12 protein-coding genes and 1 tRNA gene are annotated in these 16,178 nt (G+C 70.5%); 7 read left to right on the top strand and 6 right to left on the bottom strand.

What is annotated here, in order from left to right; genetic code table 11:
* Entirely contained in the window at positions 1-1,128 is a 1,128-nt protein-coding gene (locus OG344_RS07470; RefSeq protein ID WP_405087563.1) for a hypothetical protein, read from the top strand.
* 316 nt (positions 1,129-1,444) lie between these two features.
* On the opposite strand, the gene OG344_RS07465 is transcribed toward OG344_RS07470, so the two are convergent.
* Positions 1,445-1,780 carry a hypothetical protein gene (locus OG344_RS07465; RefSeq protein WP_405087562.1) on the bottom strand — a complete coding sequence of 112 codons (336 nt, stop codon included), beginning with the start codon at positions 1,778-1,780 and terminating at the stop codon, positions 1,445-1,447.
* On the bottom strand, positions 1,777-2,100 hold the full coding sequence (locus OG344_RS07460; protein ID WP_405087561.1) for a hypothetical protein: 324 nt from the start codon (positions 2,098-2,100) through the stop codon (positions 1,777-1,779). Before OG344_RS07460 ends, OG344_RS07465 begins: the two co-directional genes overlap by 4 nt.
* Positions 2,101-2,571: 471 nt before the next feature.
* Here OG344_RS07460 and OG344_RS07455 point away from each other — a divergent pair, with 471 nt between their 5' ends.
* On the top strand, positions 2,572-3,459 hold the full coding sequence (locus OG344_RS07455) for a phosphotransferase family protein (protein WP_405087560.1): 888 nt from the start codon (positions 2,572-2,574) through the stop codon (positions 3,457-3,459).
* Here OG344_RS07455 and OG344_RS07450 read toward each other — a convergent pair.
* Positions 3,453-4,844 carry a hypothetical protein gene (locus OG344_RS07450; protein ID WP_405087559.1) on the bottom strand — a complete coding sequence of 464 codons (1,392 nt, stop codon included), beginning with the start codon at positions 4,842-4,844 and terminating at the stop codon, positions 3,453-3,455. The genes OG344_RS07455 and OG344_RS07450 overlap by 7 nt on opposite strands.
* 195 nt (positions 4,845-5,039) lie before the next feature.
* Positions 5,040-5,125: transfer RNA gene (locus OG344_RS07445), tRNA-Leu, on the bottom strand.
* A 219-nt stretch (positions 5,126-5,344) separates the two neighbouring features.
* Here OG344_RS07445 and OG344_RS07440 point away from each other — a divergent pair.
* The 3 genes from OG344_RS07440 (at position 5,345) to OG344_RS07430 (ending at position 9,640) form a co-directional block, all read left to right on the top strand.
* Positions 5,345-6,640 carry a M20/M25/M40 family metallo-hydrolase gene (locus OG344_RS07440; protein ID WP_405087558.1) on the top strand — a complete coding sequence of 432 codons (1,296 nt, stop codon included), beginning with the start codon at positions 5,345-5,347 and terminating at the stop codon, positions 6,638-6,640.
* 109 nt (positions 6,641-6,749) lie between these two features.
* Complete coding sequence (locus OG344_RS07435) at positions 6,750-7,385, top strand: hypothetical protein (RefSeq protein ID WP_405087557.1); 636 nt, start codon at positions 6,750-6,752, stop codon at positions 7,383-7,385.
* A gap of 209 nt (positions 7,386-7,594) precedes the next feature.
* The gene (locus tag OG344_RS07430) at positions 7,595-9,640 is read left to right on the top strand and encodes a chaplin family protein (protein ID WP_405087556.1); all 2,046 of its coding nucleotides are present in this window, start codon (positions 7,595-7,597) and stop codon (positions 9,638-9,640) included.
* Between the two features lie 233 nt (positions 9,641-9,873).
* Here OG344_RS07430 and OG344_RS07425 read toward each other — a convergent pair whose 3' ends face one another.
* Positions 9,874-10,065 (bottom strand): DUF5703 family protein, encoded by a 192-nt coding sequence (locus OG344_RS07425; RefSeq protein ID WP_220499497.1) that lies wholly within the window; start codon positions 10,063-10,065, stop codon positions 9,874-9,876.
* 293 nt (positions 10,066-10,358) lie between these two features.
* On the opposite strand from OG344_RS07425, the gene topA reads away from it, so the two are divergent.
* Positions 10,359-13,064, top strand: coding sequence for a type I DNA topoisomerase (gene topA / locus OG344_RS07420; protein ID WP_405087554.1), 2,706 nt, complete (start codon positions 10,359-10,361; stop codon positions 13,062-13,064).
* Between the two features lie 51 nt (positions 13,065-13,115).
* Here the strand turns inward: topA and OG344_RS07415 are convergent, their stop codons facing one another.
* Positions 13,116-14,288 (bottom strand): cellulose binding domain-containing protein, encoded by a 1,173-nt coding sequence (locus tag OG344_RS07415; RefSeq protein WP_405087553.1) that lies wholly within the window; start codon positions 14,286-14,288, stop codon positions 13,116-13,118.
* A 289-nt stretch (positions 14,289-14,577) separates the two neighbouring features.
* Between OG344_RS07415 and OG344_RS07410 the strand changes: the two genes are divergently transcribed.
* Positions 14,578-16,059 (top strand): metallophosphoesterase, encoded by a 1,482-nt coding sequence (locus tag OG344_RS07410; protein WP_405087552.1) that lies wholly within the window; start codon positions 14,578-14,580, stop codon positions 16,057-16,059.
* The last annotated feature ends 119 nt before the right edge of the window (positions 16,060-16,178 follow it).

Here is a 16,178-nt window from a genome sequence, read left to right as displayed (position 1 = left end):
ATGGACACCACGACGCTGACACCCGCCGTGCGCCGCTTCCCGCTCCTCGGCCGCCCCCGGCCCGCCTGCCCGGCCCTTCCTGAACGGGTCACAGAAATAGCCGAGATCGCTCGCACCGCCGAGCGCCAGGGCCCCGACGGCATAGCCGAGGCCACGCACGCTCTGAGCAAGGCCGCGCTGCTGGCCAGCGACTGCGGAATGGCCGATCACGCTCGCGACCTGTGCTGGCAGCACATCGACGTCTACCGCACGGCCGGAGCACCTCTCACCGTGCTCCAGGCCAGGTACATGCTCGAACCCGTCATCAACCTCGCCCGGCTCCAGATCCGCGCCGACGCCGGACAGCAGGCCCTACGGTCGCTTGAGGCCTTACACCAGGCCGTCACCGCAGGGGCCGATCTATCCGTCGACGGCCGTACGCTGCCGCTGGCCAACCTCGTCGGCACCCGGAGGGAGCACCACAAACTCCGCGAGTGGGTCTGGCTGCAATATCTCGCGGACGGGATCCGCGCACTGACGCTCGCCGGACGCTGGGACGACGCGGTCGCCCACGCCACGGCCCACAAGGGAATCGGCCTGCATCTCATGGAGGGGCGACAGGTCCTGATCATCGCCCACCGCTTGCGTGGCGAACTGCCGGCGGCCCGCGGGGTCCTGGACGCCAGCACGCTGACCCAACCGTGGGAGCACCTGGTCGCCGCCTGTCTGAGCGTGATGTGCGCGGACCCGGACAGCAGATCAGCGGGCCAGGGCATCAGGGCGATGATCGACGGCTTCGCCAGGCATACACCGATGCCGGGCTACGCGGTCTTCCGGGCCCGGCTCGGGCTGGCCGTGGCCACCCTCGCCAGCGTCATCGATCCGAACGCGGCTGACCACGTCCTCGCCCAAGTCGCCACAGAAGCCATCGAGGCAAGCGACGGATACGCCGCACGCGACGTACTTTGCTATCACGGCACCCAGACAGGTCTGACGGACAAGCACCGCGAGGCACTGTCTGTGGTGGTGGCTCGTGCCGGTCTGGGATCGGGGACCTTGCCGGGACCCCTGCTCGGTTCACTCGAGAACTCAGTTCAGATAGCAGTGGAAGCTCTGGCCGTCTCGATGCTGCGGTCGATCACGGAGTGACCAGCACTGGCCGGTCCACAAGTTCCTGGTTGAGCCGTCGCCGACGTGCTGGGCGTAGTCATTGAAGACCTCGGCGCATTCGGTGAACATGCGGGGGCTGGACAGTGCGTGTTCCAGGCCGAGTTCCCATTGGAGTGCGCTGATTGCGGGACGACAGCCGGTCTTGCGGAGTGCCAGTACGAGCCGACGACGCGTCGTCAGCGGCCCGGCCCAGGCGGTTGCATGGGGTACGTCCTGGGCCGGGCCGGATGCTCGACGGTGCGGGAGTTGGGGGCTGCCCCTGTGGGCGAGGGGCACTCGACCACGCCGCCGAGGGCTATGAGGTGGCGATCCGGCCCGTCGGTGCTCGGCTGGGTATCGACGCGATGTCGACGTTCACGCCGGTGAACTCCCAGCCAGTGCTGGTCAGCTCCTGCACGCGCAGGTCACACCACTGCGTCGGGAGGTCGTCCATGAAGGCGGCTTCGTCATAGAGTACGTGGTCGCCCTGTGTCCATCGTTCGCGTGCGCCGGTATCGGCGATGCTCAGCCGGTATTCCTGCGGCTGGCCATCGGCCCCCACCCGTCGGAACCTCAGGGTCGTGGTGGCACCCGCCCGAGGTGGCCAGATGCCCTTGAGGCACAGCACAAGCCATAGCAGCGACACGGTCACCCGATCCGTACCGCGGGAAGGCCGACGTGCCCACGGAGTTCCCGGTAGCGTTGGGCGATCTTGGCGGCCGCCTGTGCGGTCTCGTGCAGGAGCAAGGCGGCCGTCTTCGGCTCGGCGTCCGTGCCGAGCTCTCCAGTGCTCCAGGAGATCTTCCCCGCACGGAACCAGACGGACACGTCGCCGAGGTGGAGCAGCGCGACCCCTCGGTACGTGCGGATCTGCCCACCACGGATGTTGTGCGTGGCCGCGAGGTGGGCGTCCACCTGCCGAGCGGCGGACTCTTCACGACTCGGTGGTCTCGAGGCGGTCAGGTATGTCATGTGGTTCTCCTGGACGGGGGTGGGATGTTGACATAGACGATCTCCGGATGCGCGTGTCAGCCGGGGGCAGGCTCTGCTCCCGTCAGGTCGGGGGTGCGGATGGCGACGGGCCGGGGGAGCCTGCCGCGAGGACAGCAGGAGCGGCGCCTCGCCGTTCTCGTCCAGTAGCGAGCTGCTGTGCATGCTGTCCATGACCGATAGCCAACCGCTCGGGAACGGCGTCCGGGAGCGCTCAACGGCTCTGCATCTGTGCAAACCACTGTGCATTCCGATTTGCTCGTCACCGTGCCCTTACTGCAGGGATGGAGCCCCAACTACGCTGCGGCGTATGGGCCGTCAGTCCAACGCTCGGACTCGCCAACGTCATCGAGCAGGCCGGTGTCGCTCACCTCGACTTGGCCGGCCGCCTCAGTCGAGGGGTGCGGTGAATCGATGGCCGGCGCGTGAAGGCCGAGCGAAGGAAAGCACTTGATGCGTCAGCCCCTGGTGTTCGCTGATATCGCTCTCGAGGCTGCACGTGAGGCTGCGCGGTGGGCTGGCGTTGGCGATCAGGATCCGGAAATTGTGCGTATCGGGGATCGCGCCGTGTTGCGGCTGGCCGAGGGGCGCATCATCGCCCGCGTTGCCAGGAGCATTGATCGGCTGGATTCGTCTCGCCGTGAGGTTGAGGTCGCTCGGTGGCTGACGGCTGAAGGGCTCACGGTTACTCGGCCCTTGGAGGGCGAGCAACCGTGCATCGCAGCCGGAATGGTGGTGTCTCTGTGGCACGCGGTGGAGGGCGACTGGACTGTCCCTGCTGACCTCGCCGTGGTGTTGCGACGCCTACACGCCCTCCGGCCTCTACCCGAGCTCACGTTGCCCGAGCTGGAGCCGTTCGAGCGACTGGGTGAGCAAATAGAGTCCGCACCTGCGCTGACGGCAGCTGATCGCCTGACGTTGCGGACGCTGATGCGTACTCTGCGCGAGGAGCTTGCCGATGTGACGTACGAGCTGTCGCGAGCGGTGATCCACGGTGACGCCAACATCGGCAACGTGCTTAAGACATCCTCCGGTGAGGTGGTGCTGTTCGACCTGGAAGGGCTGTGCTGGGGGCCACCCGAGTGGGATCTGGCGATCACGGCGGTCTACCGGGATCTGGGGTGGCACACCGACGCCGAGTACGAGCGGTTCTGCGAGGTGTACGGATTCGACGTGACGCGACTGCCTCGCTACCAGGTGCTACGCGCGGTCCGAGAACTGCGCATGACCTGCTGGCTGGCACAGAAGGCCGGCGACAGCGAGGAGACCGCCGCTGAGGTGCGCCGCAGGATCGCCGACCTGAGGGAGCCGGACAGGCAGCGCCACTGGCACCCTCACTGACTTGGACGGAGCCGACGTCCTTGCAGCACGGGCCGGGCCTGTTCAGTGAAGTCGATGACCGATGGATGGTCGCTGTGCGAACTCATGCGGCTGTGCAGGTCACGAAGGTACGTAGTACAGCGGATCGACGCCGTTTCTTGGATCCGGGGCAGGACCCGTACGGCGATGTTGCATGCCTGCTCCACATCACCCTGATCGACGAGGCTGGTGGCGAGCACGATCCGCGAGAAGATCCGGCTGCGTGCGTAGCCTCCTGCGGCCGGACTGGCCTCGGCAACTGACAAGCAGTGGGTGGCCTGGCGGTATGACTCCCTGGCGTCACCCAGGTCCCGGAAGCAGTGTGCGTGCTCGTCCGCCAGCTCGGACTCGTCGAAGTACGCGATCCACTCTGGCTCCTCGCCGGGTCTGTGCTCGTTGAACGCGCGCGCGGCGGTATCGAGAGCCTTGAGGCACTCTGCGGCTCCGTCGGGGAGGTTGGCGGCGGCGCGGGCTTCCATCGCGGCGAACTGCGCTCTGAGCAGTGCGGGAGCTCGGCCTTTCAGATCTTGCTGCGCAGCGCGAGCGAGATGGAGGGCCTCGCGGTATTCCCCGAGGTAAGTGGCCTGATGGGACATCGCCGACAGCACACTGGCGCCGAGCATCCTGTCGTCCGCGTGATGGGCCAGAGAAAGCGCCTGCAGGAAGTAGCGGCGGGCGAGACCGTGCCAGCCGCTGTCGTAGGCCATCCAGGCCACAGACAGGCAGAACTCGGCAACCGCGCTGAACAGCGACCGCCCGACGGCCGAGGAGTACGTGCCGTTCAGCAGCGGGACGATCTGGTCCAGCAGGTATTGAAGGGCGGCCGAGCGAGCGTGTGCGCCACCGAAACGGTTGTCCAGATCGGCGAACATGGCCGTGGTGGAGCGGATCGCTTCGACGTCGCTCATCCCCACCCTGCGACCCGCTGAGCCATCCGGAGGCTGGGCCGGACTGGACAGCAGCCATCCGAAGGCCGCCTGGGTGAGGGCCCCTACATCCACCGTGCTTCGCAGGAATTCTCGTCGCTGTGCGTCAGCGGTGACCAACTGAGCCAACGTGTCGACGAGATCGGCGGGGACATCAGAGAAGTTGAGCCCGATCTCGGGTGAGACAGTGGTGCCCTCCAGCCCGATGTCCGCCAGGGTGACCCGGCGACCGAGCTTGCGGCTGAGCGCTTCAGCGATCAGAGCAGCGGTGACGCCTCGCGGCTTCTGGCCTTCGATCCACCGTGCGATCTGCGTATGCGAAGGCCGTACGGGCACGCGCCATTCCTTGGCGACCTGGCCGATACGGCTGGCCAGGCCGAGGTGGGAGACACCGGCCTGGTCGACGACGTCGGCGAGCCGGGCGTTGGGCTGACGCTCCATATGACGCAGGGTAGCCGTGCGGTGTCTTCCGGATAAGACCATGACGGGGAGCAGAGCGTAATGCACAGCGATTCACACAAGGGCACATTCACTGAGCGTCCCCGGATGCCGTCCCCACGCGATCGACGTACCGGCCCCAGAAACGACTTGTGGAGGCTCAGGTTGTCCCTGGCCCCCACATGTGCAGAAGGTTTGTGTCCGAGGGGGGACTTGAACCCCCATGCCCATCACTGGGCACTAGCACCTCAAGCTAGCGCGTCTGCCTATTCCGCCACCCGGACGTGGTGCCTCCCGCGGGATCGTCATCCCGCGTCGGCTGACTCAGGTTAGCACTCTCTCCGCCCTGCTTCATACCGGGAATCGGCCCCCTGCGTACGGCCTGCGGCGGCCCGGGGGTGAAGGAGACACCCGTACGGCGGCAGGATGGAGGCGCGAGCCGTACGACGCGACAGACGGGCGGGTCCGGCCCCTGGGGCTCCCGTCCGGTAGGAGGAGGCGCAATGACCCCACGCAACGGGGAGGACGAGGTCGTCGAGCTGTGCCGCGACCTGATCCGGATCGACTCGGTGAACGCGGGGGACAACGCGGGCCCCGGGGAACGCGAGGCCGCGGAGTACGTGGCCGGAAAGCTGGCGGAGGTCGGCCTGGAACCGCGGATCCTGGAGTCCGACAAGGGCCGGGCGAACGTGGTCGCCCGGGTGGAGGGCGCCGACCCGGGCCGGGACGCCCTCCTCCTGCACGGTCATCTGGACGTCGTGCCGTTCGACGCCGCCGACTGGACGCACCACCCGCTCAGCGGCGAGGTCGCCGACGGCTGCGTCTGGGGCCGCGGGGCCGTGGACATGAAGGACATGGACGCGATGATCCTCGCCGTCGTACGGCGGCGGCTGAGGGAGGGGCGCAGGCCGCCGAGGGACGTCGTCCTCGTCTTCACCGCGGACGAGGAGGCCGGCGGCCACTACGGCGCCCAGTGGCTGGCCGACAGGCGCCCGGAGCTGTTCGAGGGCTGCACCGAGGCCGTCGGCGAGGTCGGCGGCTTCAGCGTGACCACGGCCAAGGGGCGGCTGTACCTGATCGAGGCGGCGGAGAAGGGCATCGCCTGGATGCGCCTGACCGCCAAGGGAAGGGCCGGGCACGGCTCGATGCTCAACGGCGACAACGCCGTGACCGAGCTCGCCGAGGCGGTCGGCCGGATCGGCCGCCACAAGTGGCCGGTGCGGCTCACGCCGACCGTGCAGGCGTTCTTCGAGGAGGTCTTCGGCACGGAGGTCAGGGCCGAGGACGCGGAGGCGGCGGTGGCCACGCTCGGCCCGCTCGCCCGCATGATCGGCGCGACGCTCCAGAACACGGCCAACCCGACCATGCTCCAGGCCGGCTACAAGGCGAACGTCATCCCCCAGGCCGCGACCGCGCACGTGGACGGCAGGTTCCTGCCCGGCTACGAGGACGAGTTCTTCCAGACCGTCGACGAGCTGCTCGGGCCCAACGTGACGCGGGAGTTCGTCTACCACGACGTCGCGGTCGAGACACCCTTCAAGGGCCCGCTCGTCAAGGCGATGGCCGACGCGCTGCACGAGGAGGACCCCGGTTCGCGGGTCGTGCCGTACACGCTGAGCGGTGGCACCGACCTCAAGGCGTTCAGCCGCCTCGGGATCAGCGGGTACGGCTTCGCGCCGCTGCGGCTTCCCGAGGACTTGGACTTCTCCGGGATGTTCCATGGCATCGACGAGCGGGTTCCGGTGGATTCGCTCCAGTTTGGCGTCCGGGTCCTTGACCGTTTCCTCGAATACTGCTGAGAAAGCTGTTGCGATCACGTGCCGTGCCGCTACAGTAACTCTCCGTTGAGGGTTGATCCGCTCCGGGTCGAGTCGGCCGGATGTCGGCTCAGCGGTATGGGGAGGTCGCGTGACGAGCACGTCGCAGGAGCAGTGGGGGGCGTCTTCGCCCTTCGCCGTTCGCGGCGTGCTCGTCACGTCTCCCGGCCGCCACGAGCGGAGCCGGATGGCGCGGTTCGCGGCCGGCTCCCGTTCGGGCCGCCTTCTGGTCGTCGGCGGGCTGATCGCCGCCGCATGGCTGCTCGGTGTGCTTCTCGGCGTCTTCGGTACGGCGACCTCCGCCGCCGGGGCCGCACCCTCACCTGACGTCGCCGGGTCGGTTCTTCCCGACCGTCTCTCCGGTCCGGACCTCGGCCTGCCGCCCTCACCGGGTGCGGCGGGTGCGGCGAGGTCTCATGGGAAGAGTGCCGACGGTTTCCCCACGGCGGCTGACGACACCTCGGTGAACGCCGAGGCGATGGCGGGGCGCACGGTCGACGGGCTCACCAGCCAGTCGAAGCCCATGCTCCCTCCGCCGTCCACCGCGGACCACGCGCCCGCAGACCAGGGCCTGGTCCCGCAGACAAGCGGTGGAAGCATCCTGTTCGGGGATGTCGCGCGGCCTGTGTTCGAGCCGCGTCTCACCACCCTGCCCGCCCCACTGGCGGCGGTTGTCCCCCCGGTGGTCCGCACAGCGGCGGACGACCCGTCTTTCTCTCCTGACTGATCCCGCCTTCGCGCCGGTCCGTCTCCAGTACGGCGACCGGTGCCATCGTCTGCCCTGACCTGTGGTGCCCAGGCGGCAGGCTCCCGCGCGGGTGACGCGGAATCTCCCATCCTCGTGATCGTCCACTGCTCCGCTGTGCTCATTCGGCGTGGACAGAAGTCGCGAGCTGTCAGGTAACCCCCTATGAAGAACCACTAGGAGCATTCATTATGCGAACGTGGGCGAAGGGCTCGGCCTCGGCGGCGTTTCTCGCCGTCGGCGTCATGGCCCTTGGCAGTGGTACGGCTTTCGCCGACACCGACGGCAGCCACTCGGTCCTCGGCGGCAACCAGGTCGACATCCCGGTGACCCTGCCGATCGACATCAGCGGCAACGCGGTGGCGGTCGTGGGAGAGTCCCACGGCTCGTCCCTGGGCGGCGCGGCCGTGCAGGGCGCGGGCCAGGGAGCCGGGCGGAACCGCACCTCCGGTGCGGGGAGCATCCTCGGCGGCAACCAGGTGGTCGCTCCGATCACCGCCCCGATCGACGTCTGCGGCAACGCGGTCGCCGTCCTCGGCGAGGCCGACGCGGGCTGCCGCGGCGGTGCGGCCGTCAAGGGCTCGGGTCGTCGTGGCGGCGCGGGCGGCAACGTCACCAGCGGCGCGCACAGCGTCGGCGGCGGCAACCAGGTGGTCGCCCCGATCACCGCGCCGATCAACCTGTGCGGCAACGCCGTCGCCATCTTCGGCGACGCCACGGCGGGGTGCCGCGGCGGCGCCTACGTGGGTGGCGCCCGTCCGGCCGTCCGGGCCGGCGGCAACCGCACCAGCGGCCGTTCCTCGATCCTCGGCGGCAACCAGGTGGTCGCGCCGATCACCGCGCCGATCAACCTGTGCGGCAACTCCGTCGCCGTGCTGGGTGACGCGTTCTCGGGCTGCCGCGGCGGTTCGTCCGTGGGCGGCCCCGGCGGTCACGGCGGGTACGGCCACCACGGTCACGGGGACCACCACCGGCCCCGTCCCGGATCGGGTGGTCACGACACCGACGGGCGCTACTCCGTGGGCGGGGGCACCCAGGTGGTCGCGCCCATCACCGCACCGGTCGAGGTGTGCGGCAACGGCTCGGGCAGCTGCCACGGCGGGTCCACCCCGGGCCACGGCGGTCACGGTCACGGGGGCCACGGCGGATGGTCCGGCGGCGCGGGCGGCAACGTCACCAGCGGGTCGCACAGCGTCGGCGGCGGCAACCAGGTGGTCGCGCCGGTCACCGTGCCGGTCAACGTCTGCGGCAACGCCGTCGCGGTCATCGGCGACGCCTTCGCGGGCTGCCGCGGTGGCGCGAGCGTGATCGGCGGCGGGCACGGCGGCCGCTGGGCTGCCGGCGGCAACGTCACCTCCGGCCGTTCCTCGATCCTGGGCGGCAACCAGGTGGTCGCGCCGGTCACCGCGCCGGTCAATGTCTGCGGCAACTCCGTCGCCGTCCTCGGCAAGGCCCACGCGGGCTGCCGGGGCGGCGCCGCGGTCCTCGGCGGCGGCGCCGGTGCGGGCGGCAACGTCACCTCCGGCCGCCACGGAATCCTCGCGGGCAACCAGGTGGTCGCGCCGATCACCGCGCCGATCAACGTCTGCGGCAACTCCGTCGCCGTGCTGGGCGACGCCGCCGCGGGCTGCCTGGGCGGGGCCAGGGTGGGCGGCTGGGGCCACGGCTTCCGGCCGCACCCGCAGCACAGCGCCGCGCGTGGCGCCATGATGCCCGCCACACCCGGCGTGCCGGTGCTGTCGGGCGCGCACGCCATGCAGCCGATGAGCGCCCCCGCCGCGCCCTCGGGACCGGTCATCGGCAACCTGCCGAACATGCTCGGCCTCCCGGAGGCGCCGAGTCTGCCGGCCGCCCCGCCCGTCCCGGCAAGCAGGGCCGGGAAGGGCGTGGCCCCCGTCGGCAACCCCGCCGCCGTCGTGTCCAAGGCCACCGGCTCGCTGCCGGCCGCGGGCTCGCTCGACGACACGGCCCGCACGCTGCCCGCCAAGCGGACGCTGGACGACGCCACCGCCTCGCTTCCCGTGGCCGACACCACGCGGAACCTGCCCACCGGCGACCTCGGCAGGACCACCGAGGTGCTCCCGCTGGGCAAGCTCGGCCTCATGAGCGCGGAGCAGCCCGTCGGTCTGACCGGCATGAACGCCGGCTCGTTCGCCGCGCTGGTCCTCGGCGCCATGTTCGCCGCCTCGGCGAGCCTGTTCGCCGTCACCCGCCGCTTCCGCTTCGGCCGCAGGTAGCCGGACGGCCGGGCGCGTGAACAACCACGCGCCCGGCTGAGGACGCGAGGGATATCACGCTCGCGCCGAGTGCGACGGCGGCGAACCAGCCGCTCGTCGTACGGGCCCGGCGCGGGCCACCAGGACGCCGCCTCCCAGCCAGTGGAGGAGGGCATCGACGCTTTGCCCGTTCCGGGGGCGCGGCCCGGGGCGGGCAAAGCTCTTTTTGACCGTGGCGTCGCCGCCTCGGCGGCTCACATCGTCCGAGCGGCCCGTATGATCTTCCGACGCAGCCGGACGCGCCTGCTGCCGTCGGGATAGAGGCGCAGCCGCTCCAGTTCCCAGTCTCCGTGCTCGGCATGCTCCGTCAGCATCTGTCGCGCCACCTCCCGAGGGGTGCCGCGCGGCAGGTACAGGTCCAGATAGGAGTAGTCGAGCACAGCCATTGGTCTCCGGGGCGTGCTAGGGAACTCGATGGGCTCTATTCTGCGTCCTCGTGGATAACAGCGCCAGACGAGTTACATTCCCGGACAGAACCGGGTAGCCCGAGGGGGAGGAACGTGCGGCGGCAGGTACCTTCAAAGCGGTGCCTCCACGGCGCCCGGAGGGGGTAGGCTCCCCCGCCCCGGGCGGCGAGGGTGTCAGTGAGCCGGGGCGCATGAAACCCGGAAACACCCGAAACACCCGGAAATGCCCGGAAATACGGGGAACGACAGCGGACAGCGAGGTAGGAAGCAGCGTGCCAGCCAACAACGGCAACGCCGGCGGAACCCGCCTGGTGATCGTGGAATCGCCCGCGAAGGCGAAGACGATCGCCGGGTACCTCGGGCGCGGCTACATCGTCGAGTCGAGCATCGGCCACATCCGTGATCTCCCGGAGAAGGCCGACGACATCCCGGAGAAGTACAAGAGCGAGGCCTGGGCCCGCCTCGGGGTGAACGTCGACCACGAGTTCGAGCCACTCTATGTCGTCAACCCCGACAAGAAGGCACAGGTCTCCAAGCTCAAGCAGCTTCTCAAGGAGGCCGACGAGCTCTACCTCGCCACCGACGAGGACCGGGAGGGCGAGGCCATCGCCTGGCACCTGCGCGAGGTGCTGAAGCCCAAGATTCCGGTGCACCGCATGGTGTTCCACGAGATCACCCCGCACGCGATCCGGGACGCGGTGTCCAACCCCCGCGACCTCGACCTCCGCCTGGTCGACGCCCAGGAGACCCGGCGCATCCTCGACCGCCTGTACGGCTACGAGGTCAGCCCCGTCCTGTGGAAGAAGGTCAAGCCGCGGTTGTCGGCCGGGCGCGTGCAGTCGGTCGCGACCCGGCTGGTAGTGGAGCGCGAGCGGGAGCGCCTGGCGTTCACCGCGGCCGGCTACTGGGACCTCCAGGCGCTGTTCGACACCGGCCGGGCCGGGGACGACGCCCGGACGTTCTCCGCCACGCTGACCGGGGTGAACGGCAGGCGCGTGGCCCAGGGCCGCGACTTCGCCTCCACCGGGCGGCTCAAGAGCCCCGACATCCTGCACCTCGACGAGGCCGCCGCGACCGCCCTCGCCGGACGGCTCGCCGGCGCCTTGTACGCCGTGCGTTCGGTGGAGCGCAAGCCGTACACGCGCAAGCCGTATGCGCCGTTCCGGACGACCACCCTGCAGCAGGAGGCGAGCCGCAAGCTGGGCTTCTCCGCGAAGTACACGATGCAGGTGGCCCAGCGGCTCTACGAGAACGGCTTCATCACCTACATGCGTACCGACAGCGTCACGCTGTCGGAGACCGCCGTCGCCGCCGCCCGCAGCCAGGCGATCAAGCTGTACGGCGCGGCGTACGTGCCGGACAAGCCGCGCGCCTACACGAGCAAGGTCAAGAACGCCCAGGAGGCGCACGAGGCGATCCGGCCGTCGGGGGAGGAGTTCCGCACGCCGGGCGAGACCGGGCTCTCCGGGGACACGTTCCGGCTCTACGAGCTGATCTGGCAGCGTACGGTCGCCTCCCAGATGAAGGACGCGGTCGGCGAGTCGGTGTCGGTCAAGGTCGCCGGCACGTCCGGCGCGGCAGGCTCCGCTGGGACGGCCGAGGACGCGGTGGAGGTCGAGTTCAGCGCCACCGGCCGGACGATCACCTTCCACGGCTTCCTGAGGGCGTACGTCGAGGGCGCCGACGACCCCGCGACCGACCGGGACGACTCGGAGAAGCGCCTGCCCACGCTGAGCGAGGGCGACCGGCTCACCGCGGCCGAGTTGACCGCGCTCGGGCACTCGACCAAGCCGCCCGCGCGGTACACCGAGGCGTCGCTGGTCAAGGAGCTGGAGGACCGGGAGATCGGCCGCCCGTCGACGTACGCGTCGATCATCGGAACGATCCTGGACCGGGGCTACGTGTTCAAGAAGGGCACCGCCCTGGTGCCGTCGTTCCTCGCGTTCGCCGTGGTCAACCTGCTGGAGCAGCACTTCGGCAACCTGGTCGACTACGACTTCACGGCCGAGATGGAGAAGGTCCTCGACGACATCGCCAACGACCGCGCCGAGCGGGTGCCCGAGCTGCGCCGGTTCTACTTCGGCGCGGGGGACGGCGACGAGGGCCTGAAGGAGATGGTCACCGACCTCGGGGAGATCGACGCCAAGGAGATCAGCTCGTTCCCGATCAGGGGGACGGACATCGTGATCAGGGTGGGCCGCTACGGGCCGTACCTCGACCGCGACGGCGCCCGGGTGAACATCCCCGAGGACATGGCGCCCGACGACCTGACCGCGGAGAAGGCCGAGGAGCTGTTCTCGCGGCCGAGCGGCGACCGCGATCTCGGCGTCGATCCGGCCACCGGCCGGAGGATCGTCGCCAAGGACGGCCGGTTCGGCCCGTACGTCACGGAGATCCTGCCCGAGGAGCCGGCCCCGGCGGACGGCAGGAAGCGGACGAAGAAGGCCGACGCTCCCAAGCCGCGTACGAGCTCGCTGTTCAAGACGATGGACCTGGACACGGTCACGCTGGAGCAGGCGCTGATGCTGCTCCAGCTGCCGCGTGTGGTGGGCCGGATCGACGGCGAGGAGGTGACGGCGCAGAACGGCAAGTTCGGGCCGTACATCAAGAAGGGCACCGACTCGCGGTCGCTCGCGTCGGAGGATGACCTGCTCGCGGTCACGATCGAGCAGGCCAAGGAGTTGTTCGCCCAGCCGAAGCCGCGGGGACGCGGCCGCGCCGCGGCCGCCCCGCCGCTGCGGGAGCTGGGCGAGGACCCGAACTCCAAGAAGCCGGTGGTGGTGAAGGAGGGCCGCTTCGGCCCCTACGTCACCGACGGCGAGACCAACGCGTCGCTGCGCAAGGGCGACACGGTCGAGGAGATCACGCTGGAGCGGGCGGCGGAGCTGCTGGCCGACCGGCGGGAGCGGGCGCCCGCGCCCAAGCGGACCACGACCCGGGCCAGGACCACCACGAAGAAGCCCGCCGCCAAGTCCTGATCGCTTGACCCCGGCGGCGGCCTGTCCGCCACCGGGGTCCCCGGGACTGGGTCAGGCCTTGGCGCAGGGCGCGCCGTTGAGCGAGAAGCTGCCCGGCGGGTCGGAGACGCCGGTGTGGGAGGCGTTGAAACCGATGCTCACGGACGCGCCGGGAGCAATGGTGGAGTTCCAGGCCAGGTTGGAGGCGGCGACGGCGTTGTCCGTCCCCTGGCTCCAGTCGGCCGACCAGCCCTGGGTGATCCGCTCACCCGCCGACGGGAAGGCGAACCGCAGCGTCCAGCCCGAGATCGGCGTGCTGCCCGTGTTCGTGATCGACACGCTGGCGGTGAGGCCCGTGCCCCAGGTCGTCTGGGTGTAGGCGACCTTGCAGGATTTCGGCGTCGGGGAGGGGCTCGGGGAAGGGCTTCCAGGGGGGCTCACCGAGGGGCTCGGAGAGGGGGTCGGCGTGGGGAACCCCGGCAGGGCCGTGGTGGTGATCGGGTCGGACGGCACGCTGACGTTGCTGGACGTGTCGATGGCGACGACGATGTAGGTGTACTTGTTGTACGTCGTCAGGTTGCCCTCCATGAAGTAGGTGGAGCTCCGGGTTCCGACCGCCAGCCAGCCGGTGGAGGTCAGCCGGTAGACGGCGTAGCCGGCCACGCCGACGTCGTCGGTCGAGGCCGTCCAGCAGAACGCCGTGCCGGGCCAGTCGTACACGCAGCTGTCGTACAGCCCGGACGGCTTGCTGGGTGGGGTGGTGTCTCCGGGGACCGGGCTCGGGCTGACCACCATGCCGGTCACGGCCCGCGTGTTGATCAGCGCCGTCGGCGGGCTCGTGTGGCCGTCGGCGTCCTTGGCCACGATGTAGAAGGTGTAGACCTGACCGTAGGCCAGCCCGCCCATCACGACGGTGGTGCCGGTGGTGGTCGTCGCCCTGACGAAGCCGTTGGCCGTGAGCCGGTAGACCTCGTAACCGGTGACGCCGACGTCGTCGGTGGACGCGCTCCAGCACAGGCCGACGTACCCCTGGGTGGTGCCGGCAGGCACCGGCGGCGGGCACAGCTGCACGTTGGGCGGGGTCGTCGGCGCGCCGGGTTCGGCGCTCGGCGACGGGGCCGCGGACGGCCTCGGGCTCGGGGTGGGCGTGGCGGCCATCGCTCCGGCGGGCGCGCCGGAGAGCGCGATCGCCGCGGCGACCGCCGCCCCTGCGGCCAGCCAGGCCAGGTAGCGGGGACTTCTCATGTGTCACCTCGTTGTCGTTCGGTGGGTGTCGGCACCCGGGGGAGTCGCCGGGGCCGCGTCTGAGGGACGCTTCTGCCGCGATCGTCCGCTCGCTCCTGGTCAGCGGCAAAGATCGCCGATGGTGGTACGGCATCGGGCCGACTCGGAGGTGAAACTTTCACCGGACGGGCCCGCCGGTGATCGCCCGGTGATCGTCCTCGCCGCGGCTCCCGGGACGAGGCTGTCGGTGGCTCCTCGTAGCATCGTCGTCAGCCGGCCCCTGATCGTCAGCCGGTCGAGGAGAGTTCTCGTGGGGTTCCTGGTCATGATCCTGACGGCGGTGGTCGTCGTGCACGTCTATCTGTGGCGGCGGCTGGTCCGGGCGTCGACCACGCCGGGTTCGCGCCTCCGCCGGGTGCTGACGTGGACGCTCGTGGTCCTGGCCGCCCTGATGGTGGTGACCATGGCCGGGAGCCGGATCTCCGGCGTGGAGGTCGTGCGCGTCGTCGCCTGGCCCGGCTACCTGTGGCTGGCTCTGATGTTCTACCTGTTCGTGTTCGGCCTGGTCGCGGAGGTGCCCAGGGCGATCGCGGCGTTCGCCCTGGCGAGGGGCCGCCGCACCGCCGCGGGCACGCCCCCGGAGGACCGCGCGCAGGACGGCCCGGCGACCGGCGCGCAGGACGGCCCGGACGGTGGTCCGGGAACCGGCGCCGTGGACGCGGTTCCGATGGATGCCGTTCCGGTGGACGCGTCGGTGCTCGCCCGGACGGCGGCGGGGGAGTCCCCCGCCGTTTCGCACTCCGCTGTCTCCGGGCCGGCCGCCTCGAGTTCAGCAGCGTCGGGTTCCGCGGCGTCCGAGATCGCCTCCGCCGGCACCGCCGCTCGGGGCTCGGCTTCCGCGGGCGGGCCGGCCGGGGAAGGACCCGGCGCGGGCGCACCGGCGATGGACCGGCGGCTGTTCGTCTCGCGTACGGCCTCCGCGGTCGTGGCGGCGGGAGCGCTCGCGACCGTGGGCTACGGCGTGACCCGGGCTCTCGGCGATCCCGTGATCGAGCGGGTGCCGGTCCGCCTGCCGCGGCTCGATCCGCGGATGAGCGGGCTGCGTATCGCGGCCGTCAGCGACATCCACCTCGGCCCGCTCACCGGCCGGGGCCACACCGAGCGGATCGTCCGCATGATCAACGGCCTGCGGGCCGACGTGGTGACGATCGTGGGCGACCTGGTCGACGGCACGGTGGCCGAGCTCGGCCGTCTCGCCACGCCGCTCAGGTCGCTGGAATCCCGCTACGGGGCGTACTTCGTGACCGGCAACCATGAGTACTACACGGCCGAGGGCCCCCAGGAGTGGATCGAGGAGCTGCGCTCGCTCGGCGTCCGGCCGCTGCGCAACGAGCGGGTCGAGATCACGCACGGGGGAGCCGTGCTCGACCTCGCGGGCGTCAACGACCTGGGCGGCGTGCCTTCCGGCGACGGCCCGGACTTGGACAAGGCGCTCGGTGGCCGCGACGCGAACCGGCCCGTCGTGCTCCTCGCCCACCAGCCCGTCCAGGTGGCGCAGGCCGCCGCGCACGGCGTCGATCTCCAGCTCTCGGGGCACACCCACGGCGGCCAGATGGCGCCGTTCAACCTGCTCGTGACGTTGCAGCAGCCCGTGGTGGCGGGGCTCGCGAGCGTGCCGCGCGCGGGCGGCGGCGACACCCAGGTCTACGTCACCCGGGGCGCCGGCTTCTGGGGCCCGCCCGTCCGTGTGGGCGCCCCGCCCGAGATCACCCTCATCGAGCTGCGAGCCTGAGCCGTCCCCCATCGATCCCGCCCTCACACCCGTCCCCTGAGCCGCGCAGGCCTCCTGAGCCGCCTCGCCGGGCTCGCGGCGGGAATCGGCGCAGAGCATTGCCGCCATCATGAGAGCGA

Source organism: Microbispora sp. NBC_01389, from assembly GCF_045040095.1.
In the GTDB taxonomy this organism is placed as follows: Bacteria; Actinomycetota; Actinomycetes; order Streptosporangiales; family Streptosporangiaceae; genus Microbispora.
The sequence above is the reverse complement of the archived record's forward strand: the minus strand, read 5'-3'. Positions and strand labels throughout refer to the sequence as shown.